19 protein-coding genes are annotated in these 23,259 nt (G+C 70.0%); 1 reads left to right on the top strand and 18 read right to left on the bottom strand.

Annotated features, from left to right (window positions below):
• Positions 1 to 218: 218 nt before the first annotated feature.
• The 7 genes from OHT61_RS21045 to OHT61_RS21015 all read right to left on the bottom strand — a co-directional run bounded on the left by OHT61_RS21045 (position 219) and on the right by OHT61_RS21015 (position 7,710).
• On the bottom strand, positions 219 to 1,295 hold the full coding sequence (locus tag OHT61_RS21045; RefSeq protein WP_329040356.1) for a hypothetical protein: 1,077 nt from the start codon (positions 1,293 to 1,295) through the stop codon (positions 219 to 221).
• Positions 1,296 to 2,218: 923 nt separating this feature from the next.
• Complete coding sequence (locus tag OHT61_RS21040; RefSeq protein ID WP_329040355.1) at positions 2,219 to 2,809, bottom strand: dihydrofolate reductase family protein; 591 nt, start codon at positions 2,807 to 2,809, stop codon at positions 2,219 to 2,221.
• Between the two features lie 392 nt (positions 2,810 to 3,201).
• On the bottom strand, positions 3,202 to 3,639 hold the full coding sequence (locus OHT61_RS21035; protein WP_329040354.1) for a VOC family protein: 438 nt from the start codon (positions 3,637 to 3,639) through the stop codon (positions 3,202 to 3,204).
• 160 nt (positions 3,640 to 3,799) lie between these two features.
• Positions 3,800 to 5,890 carry a hypothetical protein gene (locus OHT61_RS21030; RefSeq protein WP_443049499.1) on the bottom strand — a complete coding sequence of 697 codons (2,091 nt, stop codon included), beginning with the start codon at positions 5,888 to 5,890 and terminating at the stop codon, positions 3,800 to 3,802.
• 175 nt (positions 5,891 to 6,065) lie between these two features.
• Positions 6,066 to 6,527: a DUF6113 family protein gene (locus OHT61_RS21025; protein WP_329040352.1), complete on the bottom strand. Its 462-nt coding sequence runs from the start codon at positions 6,525 to 6,527 to the stop codon at positions 6,066 to 6,068.
• Positions 6,524 to 7,444: an N-acetyl-1-D-myo-inositol-2-amino-2-deoxy-alpha-D-glucopyranoside deacetylase gene (mshB, locus tag OHT61_RS21020; protein WP_329040351.1), complete on the bottom strand. Its 921-nt coding sequence runs from the start codon at positions 7,442 to 7,444 to the stop codon at positions 6,524 to 6,526. The genes OHT61_RS21025 and mshB overlap by 4 nt, the downstream gene beginning before the upstream one ends.
• A 71-nt stretch (positions 7,445 to 7,515) precedes the next feature.
• Positions 7,516 to 7,710 (bottom strand): hypothetical protein, encoded by a 195-nt coding sequence (locus OHT61_RS21015; RefSeq protein ID WP_014154257.1) that lies wholly within the window; start codon positions 7,708 to 7,710, stop codon positions 7,516 to 7,518.
• Positions 7,711 to 7,876: 166 nt separating this feature from the next.
• Between OHT61_RS21015 and OHT61_RS21010 the strand changes: the two genes are divergently transcribed.
• Complete coding sequence (locus tag OHT61_RS21010; RefSeq protein ID WP_329040349.1) at positions 7,877 to 10,003, top strand: S9 family peptidase; 2,127 nt, start codon at positions 7,877 to 7,879, stop codon at positions 10,001 to 10,003.
• A 21-nt stretch (positions 10,004 to 10,024) separates the two neighbouring features.
• On the opposite strand, the gene OHT61_RS21005 is transcribed toward OHT61_RS21010, so the two are convergent.
• The 11 genes from OHT61_RS21005 to OHT61_RS20955 all read right to left on the bottom strand — a co-directional run bounded on the left by OHT61_RS21005 (position 10,025) and on the right by OHT61_RS20955 (position 23,256).
• Positions 10,025 to 11,146, bottom strand: coding sequence for a hypothetical protein (locus OHT61_RS21005; protein WP_329040348.1), 1,122 nt, complete (start codon positions 11,144 to 11,146; stop codon positions 10,025 to 10,027).
• Positions 11,147 to 11,348: 202 nt separating this feature from the next.
• Positions 11,349 to 12,641 carry an ABC transporter ATP-binding protein gene (locus OHT61_RS21000; protein ID WP_329040346.1) on the bottom strand — a complete coding sequence of 431 codons (1,293 nt, stop codon included), beginning with the start codon at positions 12,639 to 12,641 and terminating at the stop codon, positions 11,349 to 11,351.
• The gene (locus OHT61_RS20995) at positions 12,631 to 13,608 is read right to left on the bottom strand and encodes an ABC transporter ATP-binding protein (protein ID WP_327115053.1); all 978 of its coding nucleotides are present in this window, start codon (positions 13,606 to 13,608) and stop codon (positions 12,631 to 12,633) included. Before OHT61_RS20995 ends, OHT61_RS21000 begins: the two co-directional genes overlap by 11 nt.
• 13 nt (positions 13,609 to 13,621) lie before the next feature.
• Positions 13,622 to 14,632 (bottom strand): ABC transporter permease, encoded by a 1,011-nt coding sequence (locus OHT61_RS20990; RefSeq protein ID WP_329040343.1) that lies wholly within the window; start codon positions 14,630 to 14,632, stop codon positions 13,622 to 13,624.
• A complete protein-coding gene (locus tag OHT61_RS20985; RefSeq protein WP_329040342.1) occupies positions 14,625 to 15,548 on the bottom strand; it encodes an ABC transporter permease in 924 nt (307 codons plus the stop codon). The genes OHT61_RS20990 and OHT61_RS20985 overlap by 8 nt, the downstream gene beginning before the upstream one ends.
• An 86-nt stretch (positions 15,549 to 15,634) precedes the next feature.
• Positions 15,635 to 17,272, bottom strand: coding sequence for a peptide ABC transporter substrate-binding protein (locus OHT61_RS20980; RefSeq protein WP_329040340.1), 1,638 nt, complete (start codon positions 17,270 to 17,272; stop codon positions 15,635 to 15,637).
• A 160-nt stretch (positions 17,273 to 17,432) separates the two neighbouring features.
• Positions 17,433 to 18,575 carry an ABC transporter ATP-binding protein gene (locus tag OHT61_RS20975; protein WP_329040339.1) on the bottom strand — a complete coding sequence of 381 codons (1,143 nt, stop codon included), beginning with the start codon at positions 18,573 to 18,575 and terminating at the stop codon, positions 17,433 to 17,435.
• Positions 18,568 to 19,626: an ABC transporter ATP-binding protein gene (locus OHT61_RS20970; protein ID WP_329040337.1), complete on the bottom strand. Its 1,059-nt coding sequence runs from the start codon at positions 19,624 to 19,626 to the stop codon at positions 18,568 to 18,570. Before OHT61_RS20970 ends, OHT61_RS20975 begins: the two co-directional genes overlap by 8 nt.
• An 11-nt stretch (positions 19,627 to 19,637) precedes the next feature.
• Positions 19,638 to 20,582 (bottom strand): ABC transporter permease, encoded by a 945-nt coding sequence (locus tag OHT61_RS20965; protein ID WP_329040336.1) that lies wholly within the window; start codon positions 20,580 to 20,582, stop codon positions 19,638 to 19,640.
• Positions 20,575 to 21,504, bottom strand: a complete 930-nt coding sequence (locus OHT61_RS20960; RefSeq protein ID WP_329040335.1) for an ABC transporter permease — start codon at positions 21,502 to 21,504, stop codon at positions 20,575 to 20,577. Before OHT61_RS20960 ends, OHT61_RS20965 begins: the two co-directional genes overlap by 8 nt.
• Positions 21,505 to 21,627: 123 nt before the next feature.
• On the bottom strand, positions 21,628 to 23,256 hold the full coding sequence (locus tag OHT61_RS20955; protein WP_329040334.1) for a peptide ABC transporter substrate-binding protein: 1,629 nt from the start codon (positions 23,254 to 23,256) through the stop codon (positions 21,628 to 21,630).
• Positions 23,257 to 23,259 lie beyond the last annotated feature (3 nt).

Below are 23,259 nucleotides of genomic sequence, written 5' to 3'. Positions count from 1 at the left end.
CCCCGGGAAATGCGCGACGGTCCCGACACCGGCTTCAGGCATCGATGTCGGGACCGTCGTGTTCGCGGGCGCCGGGACGGACCGGCGCCCGAGGTCACCGCTGCGCGGGACCGGAGCGAGTGCCCGTGCGCAGAGGTGGACAGGGCCGAGCGGGAGGGTGCGGCAGCGGACGGGTGGTCTCTACCGTGCCGGTACCGGCATCCCGCCGGGGCGTGGAATCACCACTGGGGGGCGGCAGGCGTGGGCAGGCCACGGAAGTCGGCAGCCTGCTTCCAGACCACTCCGCTGTAGCCGCCGCCACCACCGGTGATGACGTTGTAGACGAGCGGGCCGCTGCTCGTGGCGAGCGGGGCGCTGTTCGTCCAGCCGTAGCTCGCGTCCTTGGAGCTGCCCATGACGTCGCCGTGCCGGTTGATCTGGTAGTTGCCGACGGTTCCGTCGTAGTCCCGGAAGGTGATCACGCCGTAGCCGTTGTCGGTGAGGGCGACCGACGGCGAGTGCGTGGTGTACGGACCGACCTTCTTCGGGTTGGTCCAGGTGGACGTTCCGTACTGCTGCCGGGACATGTACATGTTGAAGTCGGTGCCCTCGAAGGCGAGGACGACCTGGTTCCAGGGAGCGGGGTCGTTGCCGTCGTCCACCTGCGCGGCCAGCGTGGGCGCGTCCTTGCTCCGGGCGTTGGGAACCGCGGCGGCGGGGTTGAACTTCCCGGTCGCGGCGTCGTAGTACATCGTCCAGATGTCGTCCGAGGACTGGCTGTTCCAGGCGAGCATGTAGGAGTTGTTGGGGAGCGCCGCCGCGGCCACGGGCTGGCTGGTGTTGGTGCGCGCGTTGTTGGTGATCTCCGTGGCGTTGGGCAGCGCCGCCGGCAACTGGTAGCTGGTGGTGAGCTGGATACGGTGCTGGTAGATGTGACCGTCCTTGCCCGTGTGGAAGATGCGGAAGTTGCCGCGGCCCCCGTCCTTGGTCCAGATCACCGTGGGAGCGGCGGACGACTGGGCGTGGTCGGGCGATCCGGCCGTGGCCGGCAGCTGGAGGGCGGGCCCGTTGTTGAGCGAGATCCAGAGGTTGTCGTTGTCCGCGGCGTGCCAGGCGTGAAGGACGTTGCTGAGCTCGTCCCGCGCCTCTCCCTCCGTGGTGCTGCTCTGGATCTGGCCGCCCGAGTACGTCACCGGCTGCCAGCCGGATCCGGCGCCCGGGAGGTCGGCGAAGGCCGGAACAGTCAGTCCGACCACGGCCGTTGCCGCCAGAACAGCCGGAACCGCCAGACGGAGTGTCTTCTTCTTGGGGGACACGCTTCTCTCCAATGTGTTCATGTTCGACCGCGCTCGACGCATCCGCCGTACGCGCATGCATGTCGGCGCCGGTCGCTCTCGACGTCGATCGCCCCCGGGACCCCCGCGTCCCGGCGACCAGGCAGCACGAAGCCCGCGCCCAGGTGCTTTTGGCCGGTTAAGGGCGCGGCGTTTGCAAGCACAAACCCTAATTACTGTTGATGAGTCAAGCAAATTGGATCATGTTGCCTGAATCACCCCATCTGCTCCGCGACAGGTGGACGGAGCAAGGCGGGAAAGTCCCGAACGGGTCCGAAGCCGTCCGGCCTGAAAGCGCATTGCCCGCGGTGACTTCTCGGGACCGACGTCGTCCCGCACGGCGGGAGCCCCGGTCGGTACGCGAGAGCCCGGGCCGGCGAACGGGCGACGCCCACGCGGAGTTCGCCGGCTCCAACGGGTCCCGCTGCTCGAAGTGGGGCGACGGATCGACGCCGCGTGTGCGGGCGAGCGCCGGAAGGACGGCCCATGGAAACCCGTCTCGCCGGCGTACCCGAACTGGAGCCGTACAGCTGGAACGACGGAAAGAAGTACGGAGGGCCGGCGGCACCCGTCGACGTGCACCGTCAGGCCGACGCTCGGTGAACCGGCCACCGGGCCGTGGCGGAGAAGGCTGGTTCCATCGATGAAGGCACCCTGCGTGCCGCACGGATCAGGAGGAACAGCCGGGAAGGAAGACCGCATGGCTCGGCGCTGCCCACCGGCCCCGGCCTGTCCTGCACCCTCCCCCTGCTGTCCCACGCAGAGCGATCCCGGGTGACGCGCACGGATGGACCCGCAGGAGGGAGCCGCCAGGACGCAGGGGCCCGGCCACGAGCCCCTCGACGGCGGGCAGGATGGTTTCGCGACCGGCCCCGGGGCTGCGCGGGGGCGTCAGCGGCAGGCCGTCAGCCGCGGGCGTAGGTGAGGAACGCCGCGCCGCTCTCCATGACGGTGTGGTCCGTGAGGCGCCAGACGCGCGGGTCGAACGCGGCCGTGCGGCCGAAGATCGGGATGCCGGAACCGATGGTCAGCGGGCCCAGTTTGACGATGAGCCGGTCGATCTCCGGGTAGAGCGCGCCGGCCAGTTCACCGCCGCCGATGAGCCAGAGGTCCTTGCCCTCCTCCTGCTTCAGCTCGCGCACCCGCGCCACCGGATCGCTCGCGACCAGTTCCACGGCCGGGTCGGGGCTCTCGGTCAGGGTGGTCGAGAACACCAGGTGCCGCAGGTGCGGGTAGGCGTCGGTGACTCCGGCCCGGAGGCCGACCTCGTACGTCCTGCGTCCTTCGAGGACGGTGTCGAAGTGCGTGCCCTCCGCGGTGACGCCGAGGGCCTGCCTGGCGGGTGCCGGCAGGGTCTCCGGGTACTCCTCGGCCAGGTGGCGGACGTAGTCGGCGGGGATCGGCCAGAAGCCGTCGGGCCCCGAGGGATCCGCGCCGTCCGGCCCCGCGATGAAGCCGTCGAGGGTGACGGCGATGTAGTACACGAGTTTGCGCACGGAAGGTTCCCCCTGGATCGGTTGCCGACTCGACCGGCCGACGAGCGCCTCAATGATCACCACGCTCCTGGTCCGGCGCAATACCGGGATACCGGGGGCGGGCACGACGGCGGCCGCCATCGGATGAACTCGCGGGCAGGGAGATCCCGGCACGAAGAAGCCCGACTGCCGCCCTTCCTGCGTCACTTGTTGCCGCCTCAGCAACGGCGGGGACGCGGATCACCCACGTCCGGAACGTCGACCGTCCCCTCGCAGGTGGTGTCCTTCCCGTAGGACCTCCGAGCCCCGGCCACAGGGCCCTCCGAGCCCTCGCCGCGGTACCCGAGTCCCCTCCCGTACACCCGGGAGGGGACTCGGCGGCGGCTGACGGCACCCGTACGGTGCCCCGGCAGTCAGAGCACGCAGAACTCGTGGCCTTCCGGATCGGCCATCATCACGTGGTCGGGGAGCCCCCGCAGTGCGTACTCCCGGAGTACGGTCCCGCCGGCCGCCTCCAGCTTCGCGACCGTCCCGGCGACCCGCGGCCACCGCGTCTCCCACGGGACCTCGCGTCCGCCACCGGCCCGCACATCGAGGTGCAGGCGGTTCTTCACCGTCTTCGGTTCGGGCACCTTCATGAAGGACAGGTCCGGCCCCGCGCCGTCCGGGTCGGACAGATACGCGCCGTCGTTCCACTCGTCCTCGGGGACGTCGTGGTGCGCGAACCACTCCTCCCAGCTCCCGAATCCGGCCGGCGGGGGCTTCTCCACGTAACCGAGCGCCAGCGCCCAGAACCTCGCGAGCGCGGCCGGGTCCGCGCAGTCGATCGTCACACTCCACTCGGTGGACACAGGTTCCTCCTCTTTCAGCGGTGCTCTTCGCGAGCCGGTACGGAGACGGTCCCGCACCGGCGCGTCCGGAGCCCCGTACGCGCCGCGTCCGGGGCCGGAACCACGGCCGCCCCCGCCCGCGGGTCCGGGCGGGGGCGGCCGGCGGGTGCGGCTCGCGGGATCAGCCCTCGCCGCTCAGGTCGATCGTGACGGTCCGCTCGGCCTTGGTCTTGCCGAGCAGCGCCCCCTGCATGGCGTGGGCGACGTCGTCCGGGCCGACCTGGTGCTTCGTACCGTCGGCCTTGGTGATCATCACGCCGTCGAAGACGCCGTCCAGCAGGGTGTCGATGGCCTTCTTGTCGTAGACCTCGACGAGCCGGCCGTCGACCGGCTTCATGGACAGGATCTGCGGCAGCGACCGGGCGGGCCCGAAGTCGATCTTCTTCGGGCCGGCGTTGATCGTCACCAGACCGGACATCGCGGGCTCCGCGAACTCCTTCATGGCCCGGTCCAGTTCGGCCTGGCCGATGGTCGGCTCGGTCGCGGCGACGGGCAGTTCGACGACGGCCGCCTTGCCGGTCTGGACCTGGGCGCGGTAGGCGTCGCGCACCGAGACCATCGAACGGTTGACGTCGAGCGACTTGCCCGCCTTGCCGGGCACGGCGACGGCCTTGTTCGGCTCGAACCTGATCGTGCCGTCGTTGGCCGAACCGGAGACGCCCGCCAGGTCGGTGAGCGCGACCCCGAGCTTCTCCTCGTCGACCGGGATCACCGGGTCGGCGGGGCGTGCCCCGCCGAACAGGGAGCCGATCACGGAGACCGGGTTGTAGTCGCTGCCCGCGGCGCCGCGGACGGTCTCCTGGCTGTCCAGGGTGAGACCGGCCTTGTCCGGGGCGAGCTCCTCCTCCTTGCCGTCCACGGACAGCCTGAGAGGCGCCTGGGCGCGCTTGCCGAAGGCGGCGTCGAGCTTGGTGACCGCCTCCTCCTTGGTGCCGCCGCCGATGTCGACGCCGAGCACCGTGGTGCCCTTGGGCACCTCGGAGTGGTTCATCAGCAGCCCGGCACCGTAGGCCACGCCGAGCAGCACGACGACGGCCGCACCGAGGAGGACCGGCTTGGAGCGGCCCTTCTTCGCGGGCGGCGCGGGCTTCGGGGCGGGCCGGGGCGCGGGCACGTGGGCGCCCGGGTCCGCCGGTCCGCGGCCCTGGCCGTCGGACGGCCGGACCGCACCGGGACCGCCGGGGAAGGCAGGGCGGGACCCCGACGGGATGACGGGGATCCCGCTGGTGAGCGTGTCACCCGACACGTTGCCGCCGGGGACCTGGCCGAGGCCGGGCACCGGGGTCTGGGGGGTGAGGATCGCGGTGTCGTCGGACATCCGCGGCGGCACCGCACCGGGACCCCCGGGACCGCCGGGACCACCGGGACCGCCGGGACGGCCGCCGGACGGGCCGCCCGGGCCCGCCGGACCGCCCGGGAAGTTGTCGAGGTTCGGCGTCAGGGAGGAACTCCCCGTGACCGGGCCGGTGGTGGGACCGGACGGGCCGGGGCCGCCCGGCTGCCGTGCACCGGGGCCGGGCGTGGTCAGCGGGCCGCCGGGACCGCCCGCGCCGATCCCGTCGAGGCCGCTGCCGCCCTGCCGTGCGCCCGGCTGCTGTGGACCGTCCGAGAAGTACGGCGAGTCCACGCGGGGCGGCGTCGGCGCGGGGCCGGGGCCCCGGCCCGCGCCCGAGGGATCCCCGGAGGCGGGGCCCGTGGAGCCCGCTCCGGGCGGTCCCGGTTGCGTGGCCGGCGCGGAACCCTGGGGCGGGGCCGGAGCCTTGCGCGGTGCGAACCAGTCGCTGCCGCTCTTCTCCCGCGCCGGCTTCTCGGCGGGGGCCTCGGCGGCCGGGGCGCCGTCACCGGCCGCGGCACCGGGCACCGACGTGCCGGGGGACGGCGCGGAGGCGCCGGGCTTGGGCGTGCTGCCGGTCCGCTCGCCGGCCGGACGTCCGCCGGAGGCGTCCGTCTCGCTCATCGGCGTACGCATCACGACAGGCGGGATCGGACGCGAGCCGGGGATGTTGATCCGGATGCGCGTCGTCAGCGTCGTCTCTGTTCTGGGCTCCTCGGGCTGAGGCGGATCCGCAGGCTCCGGAGTGCCGTCCGGCCCGTCCTGTGACGGGTGCAGCGACGGATACTGGCGTGATCCGTACGGCGGCGTACCCGACGGGTACGCGGCTCCGCCGCGCCCCTGGGGGCCGGAGGACGAACTGTCAGTTTCACGACTCAAAGCAGGTTCTCCCGATTGGCTCCGCCGCCCGTACTTCCCCCATGTCGCAGGCCAGGGGACGGCTCGGCGCGCGCACCACCATACTGGCCGCCACCGTAAGACTCTCCGCGCGCGGGGGAATCAAGGATGCACCCATCACCCGGCGGGGGAGCAATCCGGAGGCGGACATACCACATCATGTGCCAGGTCGGCCGGTGTCGTTGGCCTGAAATGGGAGCCGCGACATCGTGGCACACATCACAGCGACCGCCATTCCGCCGAGCAGGAAGAGCGCCAGGCCGATCTCCTCGCCGAAGACGTAGTCGCCTTCGGGGCGCCCGCCCAGCAGCAGGACGACGCAGACGAACCAGCCCACCGCAGGCACCAGGGCGCCGAGCTGTGTCCCGGTCAGCACCCGGCCGCCGTAGAACAGTCCGGCCGAGGCGGCGAGGGCGAGCAGCAACCCGCCCGGGAACAGGGCCGCCTGGACGAGCGTGCCCGCGAGTCCGACGGCGGCGCCCAGGACCACCAGGCCCACGTACACGGGGATCCGCGCCGGGTTCGGCGGCGCGGCCATACCGGTGGGCGCCGGGCTCCTCGGCGGGGCGTTGGTGCGCGGCGACTCGGACGAGGCGCGCGGCCTCTGCCGGCTGCTCATGACCGTGCTCCCGGTGCGTGGGCCGCGTCGTCCGGCACGCCCGCGAAGAGGTCGTGCTCCCTGCCACCGTCGGCTCCGCCCGGCACTCCCCGCACCAACTGGTAGTACTCGGTCGTGAAGAGGGGCTGCCCGAGGTCGTTCGACAGCGCGAAGAACGGTCCGTCCACGGCGATCTGCGTGGCGTGCGCCCGCATGGCCGCGGTCTTCGCCGCGGCGTACGCCGAGCCGTCGATCTCCGTCGTGATCTCCGCGTCGTCCACGACACCGGGTACGTCGTCGATCGCGGCGATCCCCGGGAAGGCGTCCGGCCGCGTCTCGCGCAGCCGGGCGAACAGTTCCTCGGCCACCCCCCGCGGCACCCTGTTCCAGTAGATCTTGGCGATGGTGTGCGGGGCGCCGGAACCGGCGTCGTACCCGGGATCGGCGGCCAGCTCGGCCGCCCGCATCGCGACGCGGTGCGCCTGGACGTGGTCGGGGTGGCCGTAGCCGCCGTCGGGGTCGTACGTGACGAGGACCTGGGGGCGCAGGGTGCGGATCACTCCGACGAGGGGGCCGGCCGCCTCGTCGGGGTCTGCGGCCCAGAAGGCGCCGGGCCGGTGGTTCTGCTCGGTGCCCATCATCCCGGAGTCGCGGTACCGGCCGGGGCCGCCCAGGAAGCGGTGGTCGGTGACGCCGAGCTCCCGCATCGCGGCGGCGAGTTCGCCGGTGCGGTGGGCGCCCAGGCCGCCGTCACGGTCCGAGGCCAGGTGCGCGAGGTCCGGCGGGATGACCTCGCCCTCCTCGCCGAGGGTGCAGGTCACCAGGGCGACGTGGGCGCCCTCGGCGGCGTACCTGGCCATGGTGGCGCCGTTGTTGATCGACTCGTCGTCGGGGTGCGCGTGCACCAGGAGCAGACGGCGGCGGGGAAGGTCCTTCATGGGACCACCCTACGAGCCGCCGGCCCCCCGGGCCGCACACCCCACGGGTTCCGGGGCGCACCGCGCACCGGTCAGAACTTGATGCCCCCGATCATCCCTGCCACGTTCGACGTCACCTCCGAGATGGTCGGTGCGATCGACGAGCTCGCCAGGTAGAACCCGAGCAACATGCAGACCACCGCGTGTCCGCCCTTGAGTCCGGATTTCCGGATCAGCAGGAAGACGACGATCGCCAGCAGCACCACCGCCGAAATCGAGAGTGCCACGGCGGTTCACCTCCATCAGTACGGTCGGGACGGGCAGCACACATGGAGCCAGCAGGTTCATACCCACCGAGCGCTACGGATCATAACTATCCGTGCCGACGCATTGATCGGGGCACAGCAGCACGAGGGGCGCACGGACCGCCCCCCGAGGGCTAGGTTCGGGGCCATGACCTCGCAGAAGCTGTCTTTTCCCCGCCAGCACGCCCGGACCCAGAGGTTCACTCTCGGCGCACCGCGGGCGTTCACCGTCTCACCGGATGGGACGCGGGTGATGTTCCTCAGGTCGGCCTCCGGCACCGACCGTGCGAACCGGCTCATGGTGCTGGACACGGGGACGGGTGAGGAGCGGGTCGCCGCCGACCCCTCCGCCCTGCTCGGCGGTTCGGCGGAGAAGCTGTCGCCGCAGGAGCGGGCACGCCGCGAGCGGACCAGGGAGGGCTCGGCCGGCATCGTGGGCTACGCCGTCGACGACGCGGCGGAGTTGGCCGCCTTCACGCTCTCCGGGAGGGCGTACGTCGCGGAGTTGAGGGCGGGCACCGCGCGCGCCCTGCCGGTACCGGGCCCGGTGATCGACCCGCGGCCCTCCCCCGACGGCCGGCACGTCGCCTACGTGGTCCGGGGCGCGTTGCGCGTGGTCGGCGCACAGGGCGAGAGCGACCGCGTGCTCGCCGAGCCGGAGGACGCGCACACCTCGTACGGTCTCGCGGAGTTCGTCGCGGCCGAGGAGATGAGCCGCTACCGGGGTTTCTGGTGGTCGCCGGACTCGGACCGCCTGCTGGTCGCCCGGGTCGACGACAGCGCCGTCCAGCGGTGGTGGATCGCCGATCCGGCGCACCCCGGCAGCAGGCCCGCCGAGGTGGGTTATCCGGCGGCCGGGACGGCCAACGCGGAGGTGACGCTGTTCGTGACGGACCTTGAGGGGAACCGTACGGAGGTCGTGTGGGACCGCTCGCGCTTCCCCTACCTGGCCCGCGTGCACTGGTCGTCGAACGGGGCGCCGCTGCTCCTCGTGCAGGCGCGCGACCAGCGCAGCCAGCTCCATCTCGCCGTCGACCCGGAGAGCGGCGCCACGCGCACGGTGCACGTCGACGAGGACGACATCTGGCTTGATCTTTTCGCCGGGGTGCCCGCCTGGGCCCCGGACGGGCGCCTGGTGAGGATCGCCGACGAGGCCGGCGCCCGGGTGCTCGCGGTCGGCGACAGACTGCTGACCGGGGACCGGCTGCACATCCAGGCGGTGCTGGACATCGGGGAGTCGGACATCCTGGTGCAGGCGACGGCCGGGGAGGGCGCTGCGGACCCGGAGACCGGGCAGAGCCACGTGTACCGGGTCAACGAGCTGGGCGTCGAGCGGGTCAGCGAGGGCGCCGGGGTGCACTCCGCGGTGCGCTCGGGCAGGATCACGGTGCTGGTGTCCGCCTCGCTGGAGCACCCCGGTACGGCGGTACGGGTACTGGGGGACGGCAGGCGGATCGCCACCGTCGCGAACCTCGCCCAGGAGCCGGTCCTCTCGGCCCGGGTGCACCTGACGGAGGGGGGCGCACGACGTATCCCGTGCGCCGTGCTGCTCCCCTCCGGCTACACGGATTCCGACGGTCCGCTTCCGGTGCTGATGGATCCGTACGGCGGCCCTCACGGGCGGCGGGTCGTCGCCGCCCACAACCCGCACCTCACGTCCCAGTGGTTCGCCGACCAGGGATTCGCCGTGGTCGTCGCGGACGGCCGGGGCGCGCCGGGACGTTCGCCCGGCTGGGAGAAGGCCGTCAGGGACGACTTCACCCTCACCCTCGACGACCAGGTCGAGGCGCTGCACGCGCTGGCGGAGCGGTTCCCGCTGGACCTCTCGAAGGTCGCCGTGCGCGGCTGGTCGTTCGGCGGCTACCTCTCCGCGCTCGCGGTCCTGCGCCGCCCGGACGTGTTCCACGCGGCCGTCGTCGGGGCCCCGGTGGCGGACTGGCGGCTGTACGACACGCACTACACCGAGCGCTGCCTCGGCGACCCGGCGGCGCAGCCGGAGGTCTACGCCCGCAGTTCGCTGGTGACCGACGAGGGGCTCTCCGAGCCGGCCGGCCCCGCACGGCCGATGATGATCGTGCACGGGCTCGCGGACGACAACGTGGTGGTCGCCCACGCCCTGCGGCTCTCCTCCGCACTGCTCTCGGCAGGCCGTCCGCACGAGGTGCTGCCGCTGAGCGGGGTGACGCACATGACGCCGCAGGAACAGGTGGCCGAGAACCTGCTTCTGCTCCAGGTGGACTTCCTCAGGCGTTCGCTGGGGCTGCCCCGGGCGTAGGGGGCTGTCGCCGGGGGCACTTCACCAGGCCGGCGGCGGCGACGCGGGCGGCGGCGGGTTCGCGCCACCGCCGCCCGGCGGGTAGCCGTACCCGGGCGTCCCTCCCTGCGGGTAGCCGTATCCGGGCGTCCCTCCCTGCGGATAGCCGTAACCGGGAGCCCCGCCCCGCGGATAGCCGTACCCGGGTGTTCCGGCGGGCGGGTGGCCGTAGCCGCCGTAGCCCTGGTTCCGGCCGTCGGCGTCCTGTGGGCCCCGGCGCACGAGGACCAGCAGGGCCGCCGCCCCGGTGAGGAGCAGCAGGACCGAGGTGAGCACGATGAGCTGCTGCTCGGCCCCGAGGTCGCCGAAACGGTCCGTCATTCCGTGGTGGAAGGCCCGGGCGGTCCCGGTGGCACCCGACACCAGGAGGAACGCCCCGAGGATCATGCCCAGGGGCCGGGCGTGGACGGCACGGAAGAGCGCGGTCCACGCCACCACGAGGCACAGCACCGCGAGCACCACGCTGCTCCAGCCGGGCGGGGCGGCGGTCAGCCCGGTCCGGATGACGCGCCCGCCGATGAACCAGTCGGGATAGAGCGCGGAGGGCAGCGTGACGAACTGGCGCACCTCCCAGGCGATCAGGACCGCCCCCGAGATGCCGAGCGCCAGGAACGCGGTCACGCCGGCGCCCTGGCCCGGCCCGGTGGGCAGCGGTTCGCAGGCGTCCGCGGGCTGCCTGCGGCCGGCCGCACCGGTGACGATCAGCGCGAGGCCCGCGGCGAGGGCGACGAAGGTCCCGATGAGGGCGCGGGTGCGCAGTTCGTCGCCGTACCGCTGGTCCATCCAGGATGCGCCGATGATCCAGACACCGGGGAGGCGGAGTACGAAGGTGACGATGCCGGTGGTGACGAGGGTGGTGGCCGCCACGGACGAGCGCAGCGCGGCGATCAGCGCGACGACGTAGACGAGGAACAGCACCGGATCGGCCTGCAGGGTGGCGGGCAGCCCCTCCGGCCGCGCGTCGGTGTAACCCGCCCAGTACCGCAGCAGGTCCAGCGGCTCCCCCACGACCCGGAGGTCCCGCACGATCCAGCCGCCGACCACGGCCGCGAGCACGGCCAGCAGCACGGCCCCGGTGATTCTGGCTCCCCGCGTGAGTATCACCCCGCGATACTCCTCCGCCGTCCGCGGGCGGACAAGGGGGCCTGTGGGGCGGGGCGGACACGGGTAACCGGCCGGGACGCCACGAGGGGCGCCCCGGCCGGTTCACGGCACCCGCACGGCCGTACGTCGTCCATGGTGGAGCGTCCGTATATCGGAGCGGCGACGGTCAAGTTGCCTGTGTGTTAACGCAGGTGAGGGCCTTTCACCGCTCCCGCTCATCCCGGGGACCGGGCTCCCCGGGCGCTCCGGGCTCCGCGGACCCCCCGGGCTCCCCCGGCTCCTGGGGGGCTGCGGAGGCAGCCGTTCCCGCGTCCCCCTGGTCGCCCTTGTCCAGGGACGGCGGCGCGTCCGCGGGCTCCGGCGTCCGGAGGAGACCTTCCGTCGGCACGACCTGCTTCTCCTCGGCGAAGTGACAGGCCGAGTCGTGCCGCGCCGGCGTGTCCGTGTCCCGGAACACCGCCGGCACCGCCAGCAGCGGCACCTCCAGCTCGCACCGCTCCTGCGCCTTCCAGCACCGGGTACGGAAGCGGCAGCCGGACGGGATGTTCGCCGGGGACGGCACGTCGCCGTGGAGGATGATCCGCTCGCGGTGGGCGCGCGCGGTCGGATCGGGCACCGGCACGGCGGAGAGCAGCGCCTGGGTGTAGGGGTGCGTGGGGTGGTCGTAGATCTCCGAGTCGGTGCCGACCTCGACGATGCGCCCGAGGTACATGACGCCGACCCGGTCCGAGATGTGCCGGACGATCGACAGGTCGTGCGCGATGAAGATGAAGCTCAGACTGAATTCGGCCTGGAGCCGGTCCAGCAGGTTCACGACCTGGGCCTGCACGGAGACGTCGAGCGCGGAGACCGGTTCGTCCGCCACGATGATCTCGGGGTTGAGGGCGAGGCCGCGGGCGATGCCGATGCGCTGGCGCTGGCCGCCGGAGAACTGGTGCGGATAGCGGTTGATGTACTCCGGGTTCAGCCCCACGACGTCCAGCAGGTCCTGCACCTTCTGCCGGCGGCTCCCCTTGGGCGCGACCTCGGGGTGGATCTCGTACGGTTCGCCGATGATGTCGCCGACCGTCATGCGCGGGTTCAGCGAGGTGTACGGGTCCTGGAACACCATCTGGATGTTGCGGCGCACCGCCCTCAGGGCGCGGCCGGACAGCTTGGTGACGTCGTCGCCCTTGTAGCGGATGACACCGCCGGTCGGCGGCTCCAGGTGCACGAGCATCTTGGCGACGGTCGACTTGCCGCAGCCGGACTCCCCCACGATGCCGAGCGTCTCGCCGGCCGCCAGGTCGAAGTCCACGCCGTCGACGGCCTTGACCGCGCCGATCTGCTTCTGGAAGAGGATGCCCCGGGTCAGCGGAAAGTGCTTGACCAGGCCGCGTACCTCCAGGATCGGGTCGCCCTCGGCGTACGGCCTCCCCCGGTCGGCGTCCCGAGCCCCGGACAGCAGTGTGGAGCCTCCCGCGGATCCCCCGCGCCCCGTGTCCTCAGCGTGCATCGAGCGTCTCCTTCCAGAAGTGGCAGGCGCTCCGGCGTTCCTCGTCGACGGTGTAGAGCGGCGGGACGTCCGTGCGGCACACGGCCTGGGCCATCGGGCAGCGCGGGTGGAAGGCGCAGCCGGACGGGATGCGCAGGAGGTTCGGCGGCAGTCCCTTGATCGCGTAGAGCTCCTGGCCCTTCTGGTCCAGCCGCGGGATCGAGCGGAGGAGGCCCTTGGTGTACGGGTGGGCCGGGGCCTTGTAGATCTCGTGGACCGGGGACGTCTCGACGATCCGGCCGGCGTACATCACCGCGATCTTGTCCGCGACGTCGGCGACCACGCCCAGGTCGTGGGTGATGAGGATGAGCCCCATGTTGAGTTCGCGCTGGAGTTCCGCGAGGAGGTCCATCACCTGCGCCTGGACGGTCACGTCGAGTGCGGTGGTCGGTTCGTCGGCGATGATCAGGGAGGGCTCCAGCGCCATCGCCATGGCGATCATGATGCGCTGGCGCATACCGCCGGAGAACTGGTGCGGGAAGTCGCCGACCCGCTGCCTGGCCGCCGGGATGCGCACCCGGTCCATGAGCTCGATGGCCTTGGCCTTGGCATCGCCCCGGGACATCCCGCGGTGCACGACGAACATCTCGCCGAGCTGCTGCCCGACGCTGAGCACCGGGTTCAGCGAGGAGAGCGCGTCCTGGAAGATCATGGCCATCTCCTGGCCGCGGATCCGGCGCCGTTCCTCCTTCTTGAGCTTCAGCAGGTCGCGGTCCTTGAAGAGGATCTCTCCCCCGCTGATCTTCCCGGGCGGCATGTCGAGGATGCCCATGACCGCCTGGGCGGTGACCGACTTCCCGGACCCCGACTCGCCCAGCACCGCGAGCGTCTCGCCCTCGGCCACGGAGTAGTTGACCCCGTTGACGGCCTTGGCCACCCCGTCCCGGGTGTGGAACTCCACGTGCAGATCGCGCACTTCGAGCAACATGGCAGCGGGCTCCTCAGCGCAGCTTGGGGTCGAGGGCGTCGCGCACCGCGTCGCCGAGCATGATGAACGCGAGCACCGTGATCGCCAGCGCTCCGGCGGGCCACAGCAGCATGTGCGGTGCGTTGCGGATGTACTGGGACGCGGCGGAGATGTCGATGCCCCAGGAGACGGCGGGCGGCTTCAGGCCGACACCGAGGTACGAGAGCGTCGCCTCCAGCGAGATGTACGTCCCGAGGGCGATGGTCGCGACGACGATGACGGGGGCGACGGCGTTGGGCGTGATGTGGCGCAGGAGCATCCGGGAGTTGGAGGCGCCCAGTGCCCGTGCCGCCTGGACGTAGTCGTTCTGTTTCGCGGTGATGACCGAGCCGCGTGCGATGCGCGCGATCTGGGGCCAGCCCAGCAGGATGATGAAGCCGACCACCGGCCACACCGTGGAGCTGGTCACCACGGAGAGGAAGACCAGGCCGCCGAGGATCACCGGGATGCCGAAGAAGATGTCGGTGAGGCGGGAGAGGAGCGCGTCCCACGTGCCTCCGAAGAAGCCGGCCAGGCCGCCCAGGATGCCGCCCAGCAGCGAGACGCCGATGGTGGAGCAGACACCGACGGTGACCGAGGTGCGGGCGCCGTAGACGGTGCGCGTGTAGACGTCGCAGCCCTGACCGTCGAAGCCGAAGGGGTGGCCGGGCTGGGACCCTTCCTGAGCCTTGCTCAGGTCGCAGTCGAGCGGGTCCAGGTCGGTGATCGCCCAGGGCCAGATCGAGATGACCACCAGGAAGAGGATGATCAGTGAGGAGATGATGAAGACCGGGTTGCGGCGCAGGTCGCGCCAGGCGTCGGACCACAGGCTGCGCGGCTTCTCGGCGGGCCCGTTGTCGTCGGGACCTCCGGGGCTCCTCTCCAGCGTGGTGCCCTCGTCCATGGCGAGGTCCATCGCCCCGCCCGCGCCGGCCCCCGAGATCGCCCTGTCCCCGGAGATCGGCCCCTCCCCCGACGTGTCCTCCCACGGCTTCTGCTCAGGCATAGCGGATCCTCGGGTCGAGTACGGCGTACAGGAGGTCGACGATCAGGTTGGCCGCCAGGAAGACCAGGACAAGGACGGTGACGAATCCGACGACGGTCTGGGAGCTCTGGCGCAGGATGCCCTGGTAGAGCTGGTAGCCGACCCCGTGGATGTTGAAGATGCGCTCGGTGACGATCGCGCCGCCCATGAGGGCGCCCACGTCGGTGCCGATGAAGGTGACGACCGGGATGAGCGAGTTGCGCAGCAGGTGCCGCACGATCACCCGCCGGCGCGGCAGTCCCTTGGCCACCGCGGTGCGGACGTAGTCGGCGCGGGCGTTCTCGGCGATCGACGTCCTGGTGAGCCGGGTGACGTAGGCGAGGGAGACGGAGGCCAGCACGAGACCGGGCACGATCAGTTCGTCGATCGGCGCCTCGGGCGAGACGGACGGCTTGATGATGCCCCACTCCACACCGAGGAGGAGCTGGAGCAGCAGGCCGGTGACGAACGTCGGTACGGCGATGACGACCAGCGTCAGGATCAGCACCCCGGTGTCGATGGGCCGCCCGCGGCGCAGCCCGGTGACGACGCCGAGGCTGATGCCGATGACGATCTCGAAGACGATCGCGACGACGGTGAGCTTGATGGTGACGGGGAAGGCCTCGCCCATCAGGTCGATGACCTTGTCCCCGTTGAAGGCGGTGCCGAAGTCGCCGGTGAAGATGTTGCCCAGGTAGGTCAGGTACTGCTGCCAGGCGGGCTTGTCGAGGCCGAACTCGGAGGCCAGCCGGGCGGCGGTGGCGGGGTCGCAGCGACGCTCTCCGCAGAGGCCCGCGATGGGGTCACCCAGCACGTTCACCATGAAGAAGATCAACAACGTGGTGCCGAAGAAGACCGGGATCATCTGCAGCAGCCGCCGGATCACATAACGTCCCATGAGGGGCTCCGGGGGTCGGGGTGAACGGTCGGGGCGAGGGGCCGGGAGGCCGGTGCGCGGGCGCCCGGCCTCCCCGTCTCAGCGGGTCACTTGACCTTGATCTCGTTGTACACGGGGACGCTGAAGACGTTCAGTGCGACGTTCTCGACACTGTCCGAGTAGCCGGCGCTGCCGTTCTGGTACCAGAGCGGGATGACGGGCATCTGCTCGGCGAGGATCTTCTCGGCGTCCTGGAAGGTGCTGACGGCCTTGGCCTTGTCCGTCTCCGCGTTGGCCTTGTTCACCAGTCCGTCGAACTCGTCGTTGCTCCACTTGCCGTCGTTCGACGGGGCGTTGGTGTAGTACAGCGGCTGGAGGAAGTTCTGGATCAGCGGGTAGTCCATCTGCCAGCCCGCGCGCCAGGCTCCGGTCAGCTTCTGGGTGGACACCTGGCTGCGGAAGTCGGCGAAGGTGCCGATGGGGTCGCCGACGCACGCCTTGTTGTTGCCCAGGGCGTTGTTGATGCTGTTGCAGACGGCGTCGACCCACTCCTTGTGGGAGCCGGTGTCGGCGTTGTACGAGATCTTGAGCTGGCCGCCGGGGATGCCTCCGCCCTCTTCGATCAGCTTCTTCGCCCCGGCCTTGTCGTAGTCGCAGGACGGTCCGCAGAGCCCTTCCTTGAAGCCGCCCTCCTCGCCGAGGACCGGGGAGGTCCAGTCCGAGGCGGGGGTGCGGGTCTTCTGGAAGATCTGGTCGGTGATCTGGTCCCGGTTGATCGCCATCGACAGGCCCTGGCGGACCTTCACGGCGCCGGGGGTGTCCCAGGCCTTCTCGTAGAACGGGAAGGAGAGCGTCTGGATGAGGCCGGCCGGGGTGTTGATGTACCGGTCGCCGAGGTCCGCCTGGACGTTCTTGAGCTGCGAGGCGGGCACGTCGTCGACCAGGTCGAGGTTGCCGGCCGTGAGGTCGGTGTAGGCGGTGTTGTTGTCGGTGTAGACCTTGAGGTCGATCCCGCCGTTCTGCGCCTTGTCCGTGCCGGGGTAGTCGTCCCACCGGCGCAGGTTCATCGACGAGCCCTTGGAGTACGACTCGATGGTGTACGGGCCGTTGCCGATGGGCTTGGAGAGCCACGCGTCGTGGTCCGAGTAGAAGGCCTTGGGCAGCGGCACGAAGGCCGCGTAGCCGAGGGTGTCGGGCCACAGCGAGAACTTCTGCGACAGCTTGACCGTGAAGGTCGTCGGGTTGACGACCTTCAGGCCGGAGAGCTTGTCCACGCTCGCCGAGCCGGACTCGGGGTGGACCTTGTCGTAACCGTCGATGTACTGGAAGAAGTAGGCGTTCTTCTGGTTGTTCTTCAGGGCGGCGCCGTAGTTCCAGGCGTCCACGAAGGACTGTGCGGTGACCTTCTCGCCGTTGCTGAAGGTCCAGTTGTCCTTGATCGTGATCGTGAAGTTCTGCGAGTCCGACGAGTCGATCTTCTCGGCGATCTCGTTCTTCGCCTGACCGGTCTTGGAGTCGTAGCGCACGAGCCCCCGGAAGACCATGTCGAGGACCTTGCCGCCCTGCACCTCGTTGGTGTTCGCGGGCTCCAGCGGGTTCTGCGGGTCGCCCCAGGAGGAGCTCACGATCCCGTCGGCGCCACCACCGCCACCGCCGCCACCGCTGTCCCCGCCGCCGCACGCCGTGGCCGTCAGGGCGACGGCGACCGCACCGACGGCCCACCTGGCTCGTGTGGCTCCGCGCATGGAGTGCCTCCTAGGTGTCCATTGAGTAGCTCAATGCCCCATATCACCCCATATGACAGCCCGTCGCATGTTCATGTCCTCCGTACGTGGCTGCCGGAACGCGAGGACGCCCGGCCCCCTCGCGGGGGCCGGGCGTCCTCGTTCGTGCGGACCGGGGGGACTACGCCGCGTGGACGACGTCCTTCTCCTCGGCGAAGTGGCACGCCGACTCGTGCGCGGCGGGCGTCTGGGAGGCCTTGAAGCGCTCGGGGATCGCCAGCAGCGGCACCTCGGTGGCGCACTTGTCCTGGGCCTTCCAGCACCGCGTACGGAAGCGGCAGCCCGACGGCGGGTTCGCCGGCGACGGGACGTCACCGGAGAGGATGATCCGCTCGCGGCCCTCACGGGCCTCCGGGTCCGGAACCGGGACCGCCGACAGCAGCGCCTGGGTGTAGGGGTGCGTCGGGTGGTCGTAGATCTGCGTGTCCGTACCGATCTCGGCCATCTTGCCGAGGTACATGACGCCGACCCGGTCCGAGATGTGCCGGACGATCGACAGGTCGTGCGCGATGAAGAGGTAGGAGAGGTTGAACTCCTCCTGGAGCTTCTCCATCAGGTTGATGACCTGGGCCTGCACCGACACGTCGAGCGCGGAGACCGGCTCGTCGCAGATGATGATCTCCGGGTTGAGCGCGAGGCCGCGGGCGATGCCGATGCGCTGGCGCTGACCGCCGGAGAACTGGTGCGGGTACCGGTTGATGTACTCCGGGTTCAGGCCGACGACGTCCAGGAGGTCCTGCACCCTGCGGCGCCGGTCGCCCTTCGGAGCCACCTCGGGGTGGATCTCGTAGGTCTCCCCGATGATGTCGCCGACCGTCATGCGCGGGTTCAGCGAGGTGTACGGGTCCTGGAACACCATCTGGATGTTGCGGCGCACGGCCTTCAGCGCGCGGCCGGACAGCTTGGTGATGTCCTGGCCCTTGTAGAAGACCTCACCGGCGGTGGCCCGCTCCAGCGTCATCAGGAGCTTGGCGACCGTGGACTTGCCACAGCCGGACTCGCCCACGATGCCCAGCGTCTCGCCCTGGTACAGGTCGAACGAGATGCCGTCCACGGCCTTGACCGCGCCGACCTGCTTCTTGAACAGGATGCCCTGGGTCAGCGGGAAGTGCTTGACCAGGTTGCGCACCTGGAGGATCGGCTCCCCCTGCGACACCGGGGCGTCGAGGGCGGCCACGGCCTCCGTCTCGCTCGCCGCATTGACCGTCGCCACTTCGGTGACGTTCGGGGTGGCGTCCACGGACTCCTTCTTGAGCTCAGCCATGGATCGTCTCCTTCCAGAAGTGGCACGCACTGCCGCGGCCGACCAGCTCGGTGCCGTCCTGCTCGGTCACCGGGCGCAGGGCCGGGATGTCCGTACGGCAGATGTCCTGCGCCATCGTGCAGCGCGGGTTGAAGGCGCAGCCTGACGGCACGTGCAGCAGGTTGGGCGGCAGGCCCTTGATCGCGTAGAGCTCCTGGCCCTTCTGGTCCAGGCGCGGGATCGACTCCAGCAGACCCTTGGTGTACGGGTGCGCGGGGCGCTTGTAGATCTCGTGGACCGGGGCGGTCTCGACGATCCGGCCCGCGTACATCACCGCGATCTTGTCCGCGACGTCGGCGACGACGCCGAGGTCGTGGGTGATCAGGATCAGGCCCATGTTGAAGTCGCGCTGCAGCTCCGCGAGCAGGTCCATGACCTGGGCCTGCACGGTCACGTCGAGCGCCGTGGTGGGCTCGTCCGCGATGATCAGGTCGGGCTCCAGGGCCAGCGCCATGGCGATCATGATGCGCTGGCGCATACCGCCGGAGAACTGGTGCGGGTAGTCGTTGACCCGCTCCTTCGCCGCCGGGATGCGCACGCGGTCCATCAGCGCGATGGCCTTGGCCTTGGCCTCCTTCTTGGAGAGGCCCTGGTGCACGCGGAACATCTCGCCGAGCTGGTAGCCCACGGAGAGCACCGGGTTCAGCGAGGAGAGCGCGTCCTGGAAGATCATCGCGATCTTCTGGCCGCGGATCTTCCGGCGCTCCTCGTTGGACATCTTGAGCATGTCCTGGCCGCGGAAGAGGATCTCGCCCTTCGGGATGCGGCCCGGGGGCATGTCCAGGATGCCCATGATCGCCTGGGCGGTCACGGACTTGCCGGAGCCGGACTCGCCGAGCACGGCGAGGGTCTCGCCGGCCGAGACGCTGTAGTTGACTCCGTTGACGGCCTTGGCGACGCCGTCGCGGGTGTGGAACTCCACGTGCAGGTCGCGCACTTCGAGCAGCGGGCCGCTCTTGTCGCTCGAACCACGCGGAGCAGGAACATCCGCCGTCTTGTCGATGATGGTCATGTACGCCTCCCTCAGCGCAGCTTGGGGTCGAGGGCGTTGCGTACAGCATCGCCGAGCATGATGAATGCCAGAACCGTGATCGACACCATGACCGACGGGATGATCAGCACGAACGCGGCGTTGCGCAGCTGCTCCTGGCCGGAGGAGATGTCGACACCCCACGACACGGTCGGTTCGGCGAGGCCGATGCCCAGGAAGGACAGCGTGGCCTCGGCCGAGATGTAACCGCCGAGCGCGATGGTCGACACCACGATCACCGGGGCGATCGCGTTGGGCAGGATGTGCCGGAGCAGGATGCGGGTGGTCGAGGCGCCGAGCGCCTTGGCCGCCATCACGTAGTCCGCCTGCTTGATCGTCAGCACCGAACCACGGGCGACACGGGCTATCTGGGTCCAGCCGAGGAAGGCCAGGGCCAGGATGACGACCCAGATCTTGCGCTCCTCGAACGAGGTCAGGACGACCATCGCGCCGAGGATGAACGGGACGCCGAAGAAGATGTCCGTGACACGGGACAGGAGCGTGTCGATCCAGCCGCCGAAGTATCCGGCGAGCATGCCGACCACGGTGCCCAGGACCGTCACGAGGACCGTGACGACGACGGCGACGGTGATCGAGGCACGGGCACCGTAGACGACGCGCGCGTAGATCGAGCGCCCCTGGATGTCGTACCCGAACCAGTCCTCCTGGAAGACGTTCCCCCACTTGGGCTTCTGCAGGTAGTGGTGGGCCAGGTCCGCGTAACGCGGGTCGGCGCCGGTGAACAGGCCGGGGAAGACCGCCATCACCAGCAGGAAGATGATCAGGACGGCCGAGACCACGAACAGCGGGCTGCGCCGCAGGTCGTGCCAGGCGTCCGACCACAGGCTGCGGGGCTTGCCCACGGCGGCGGTGGCGGACTGCGGTGCCGCGGTTCCGGCGGGAGCGTCCGCGGCGGTTTCCTTGAGCGTCTCAGGCATAACGGATCCTCGGGTCCAGGACCGCGTAAAGCAGGTCGACGACCAGGCTGGCGACGAGATAGACGACGACGATCAGCGTCACGATGCCGACGACCGTGGCACCCTCACGGTGCCTGAGCGCGTCGAAGACGGCGGAGCCGACACCCTTGACGTTGAAGATGCCCTCGGTGACGACCGCGCCGCCGAGCAGGGCACCGAGGTCGGTGCCGAGGAAGGTGACCACGGGGATCATCGAGTTGCGCATCAGGTGCACACCGATGACGCGGCGCCGGGGCAGGCCCTTCGCGACGGCGGTGCGCATGTAGTCGGAGCGCAGGTTCTCGGCGACCGAGGTGCGGGTCAGGCGCGCGACGTAGGCGAGCGACAAGGACCCCAGTACGACGGCGGGCAGGATCAGCTCGTTGCTGTTCGCCTCGATGCTCACGTTGGGCTCGACCCAGCCGAGCTGGAAGGCGAAGAAGTACTGACCGAGGAACCCGAGCACGAAGGAGGGGACCGAGATCAGCAGGAGCGTCAGGACCAGCAGTCCGCGGTCCCGGAGGGTGTCGGCCTTCAGGCCGGCGAAGACACCCATGGAGATACCGACGACGACCGTGAAGATGAAGGCAAACAGGGCCAGCCGGACCGTGATCGGAAACGATTCCGAGATGATGTCGGCGACCGGTCGGCCGCTCGCGATCTGCGTGCCGAAGTCACCCTGGAACAAGTTCACAAGGTAGTTCCAGTACTGGTGCCAGAGCGGCAGGTCGAGCCCGAGCTCCTTCTTCATTTCCGCGATCTGCGTGGGGTCGACCGACTGTTCGCCCGCGAGCGCGCGCACGGGGTCGCCGGGCAGCGCGTACATCATGGCGAAGACCAGCGCGGTCGACCCGAGGAAGACCGGGATCATCTGGAGCAGTCGCCGCGCGACGTAACGCCCCATGTTTGCCTCCGATAGGGATAATGCAGCCCGAGGGGCCGCTCTTCGGGTACGAAGAGCGGCCCCCCGGGACCTACTGCCTGTGTGGGCGGCTGACGGCCGAGTGGGGGCCCTCAGGCGTTACTGCTACTTGGCGACCGTGACGTCGGTGATGTTGTAGTCACCGTGGAAGTCGACGGTGACGTTGTCCACCGACTTCGAGTAGCCACCGTTCGTCTTGTACTCCCAGAGCGGGATGGCCGGCATCTTGGCGAGGACGAGCTTCTCGGCCTCCTGGTACGCCTTGATGGACTCGTCCAGGGTCGCCGCGTTGTCGCCCTTCTTGAAGGCCGCGTCGACCTCCTTGTCGGAGAACCGGCCGTTGTTGGCCTCGGCGGTCGTACCGTACAGCTCGCGCATGAAGTTGACGTTCAGCGGGTAGTCGGCCACCCAGCCACCGCGGTACATCGACTTGACCTGGTCGTTGTCACGCGCTTCCAGGTCGGTCTGGAAGTCCGGCTTGGCGTCCGGGACACAGTCGACCCCGGTCGAGTTGCGGATGGACTCGCAGACAGCGGTCACCCACTCCTTGTGGCCGCCGTCGGCGTTGTACTGGATGAAGACCTTGTTGCCCGGGACGCCGCCGCCGTCCTTGACGAGCTGCTTCGCCTTCGCCGGGTCGAACTTGAACACGTCGGTGCCCAGGTCCTGGTTACCGGCGACGCCCGGAGGCGTGAAGCTGGTGGCGGGCTTGCGGGTGCCGTTGAGCACGGTCTTGGTGATCGTGTCACGGTCGATCGCCATCGACAGACCCTGGATGACCTTCGGGTCGATGCCCTTGAAGGTCTTCGAGTAGAAGGTCGGGACGAGCGACTGGATCGCCGCGTACGGCTGGTCGATCGCGCGGTCGCCGAGGTCCTGCTTGTACTTCGGCAGGTCCTTCGGGCCGACCTGGCGGATCATGTCCAGGTTGCCGGACAGGAGGTCCTGGTACGCGGCCTCGACGGTCGCGTAGTTCTTGAAGAGGACACCCTTGTTCTTGGCCTTGTTCGGGCCCTGGTAGTCAGGGTTGGCCTTGACCTGGATGAGCTTCTTGTGGTCCCACTTCTCGAAGATGTAGGGACCGTTGCCGACCGGCGCCTGGCCGAAGGCCTTGGTGTCCTTGTAGAACACCTCCGGCAGCGGGGCGAAGGTGGCGTAGCCGAGCTTGTACTCGTAGTACGGCACCGGGTTGTTGAGCTCGATCGTGAAGGTCGTGTCGTCGACAGCCTTCAGGCCGGACATCTCCGTGGCCTTCGGGTCACCCTTCTCGGGGTGGACGTCCGCGTAGCCCTTGATGTCCTCGAACCAGAACGCGTTCTGCTGGGCGTTCTTGGTGTTGGCGTACCAGTTCCAAGCCTTGATGTACGACTCGGAGGTGACCGGGGTGCCGTCGTGGAACTTCCAGCCGGCCTTGAGCTTGACCGTCCACGTCTTGTTGTCCGTCGACTTCACGGACTCGGCGTTCGTGTAGACGATGTTGCCCTCGGCGTCGAAGTCCAGGAGCTGGGTGAACAGCGACTGGATGACGTAGCTGCCGAGCGACTCGTTGGTGTCGGCCGGGATCAGCGGCTTCTGCGGCTCGCCGACGTCGATGGAGACGTAGCCCGCGGGCTTGCCCTTCTCCGTCGAGGCAGCCTTGCCGTTGTCGTCACTGTCGCCCCCGCCACAGGCAGTCGCGGCCAGGGCGATGATTGCCGCTCCCGCGACCCACTTGGCGCTCTTGGCACCGCGCATGGG

This window comes from Streptomyces sp. NBC_00178, assembly GCF_036206005.1.
GTDB lineage: Bacteria > Actinomycetota > Actinomycetes > Streptomycetales > Streptomycetaceae > Streptomyces.
Note: the sequence above shows the minus strand (reverse complement) of the source record. Positions and strands in the feature narration are given on the sequence as shown.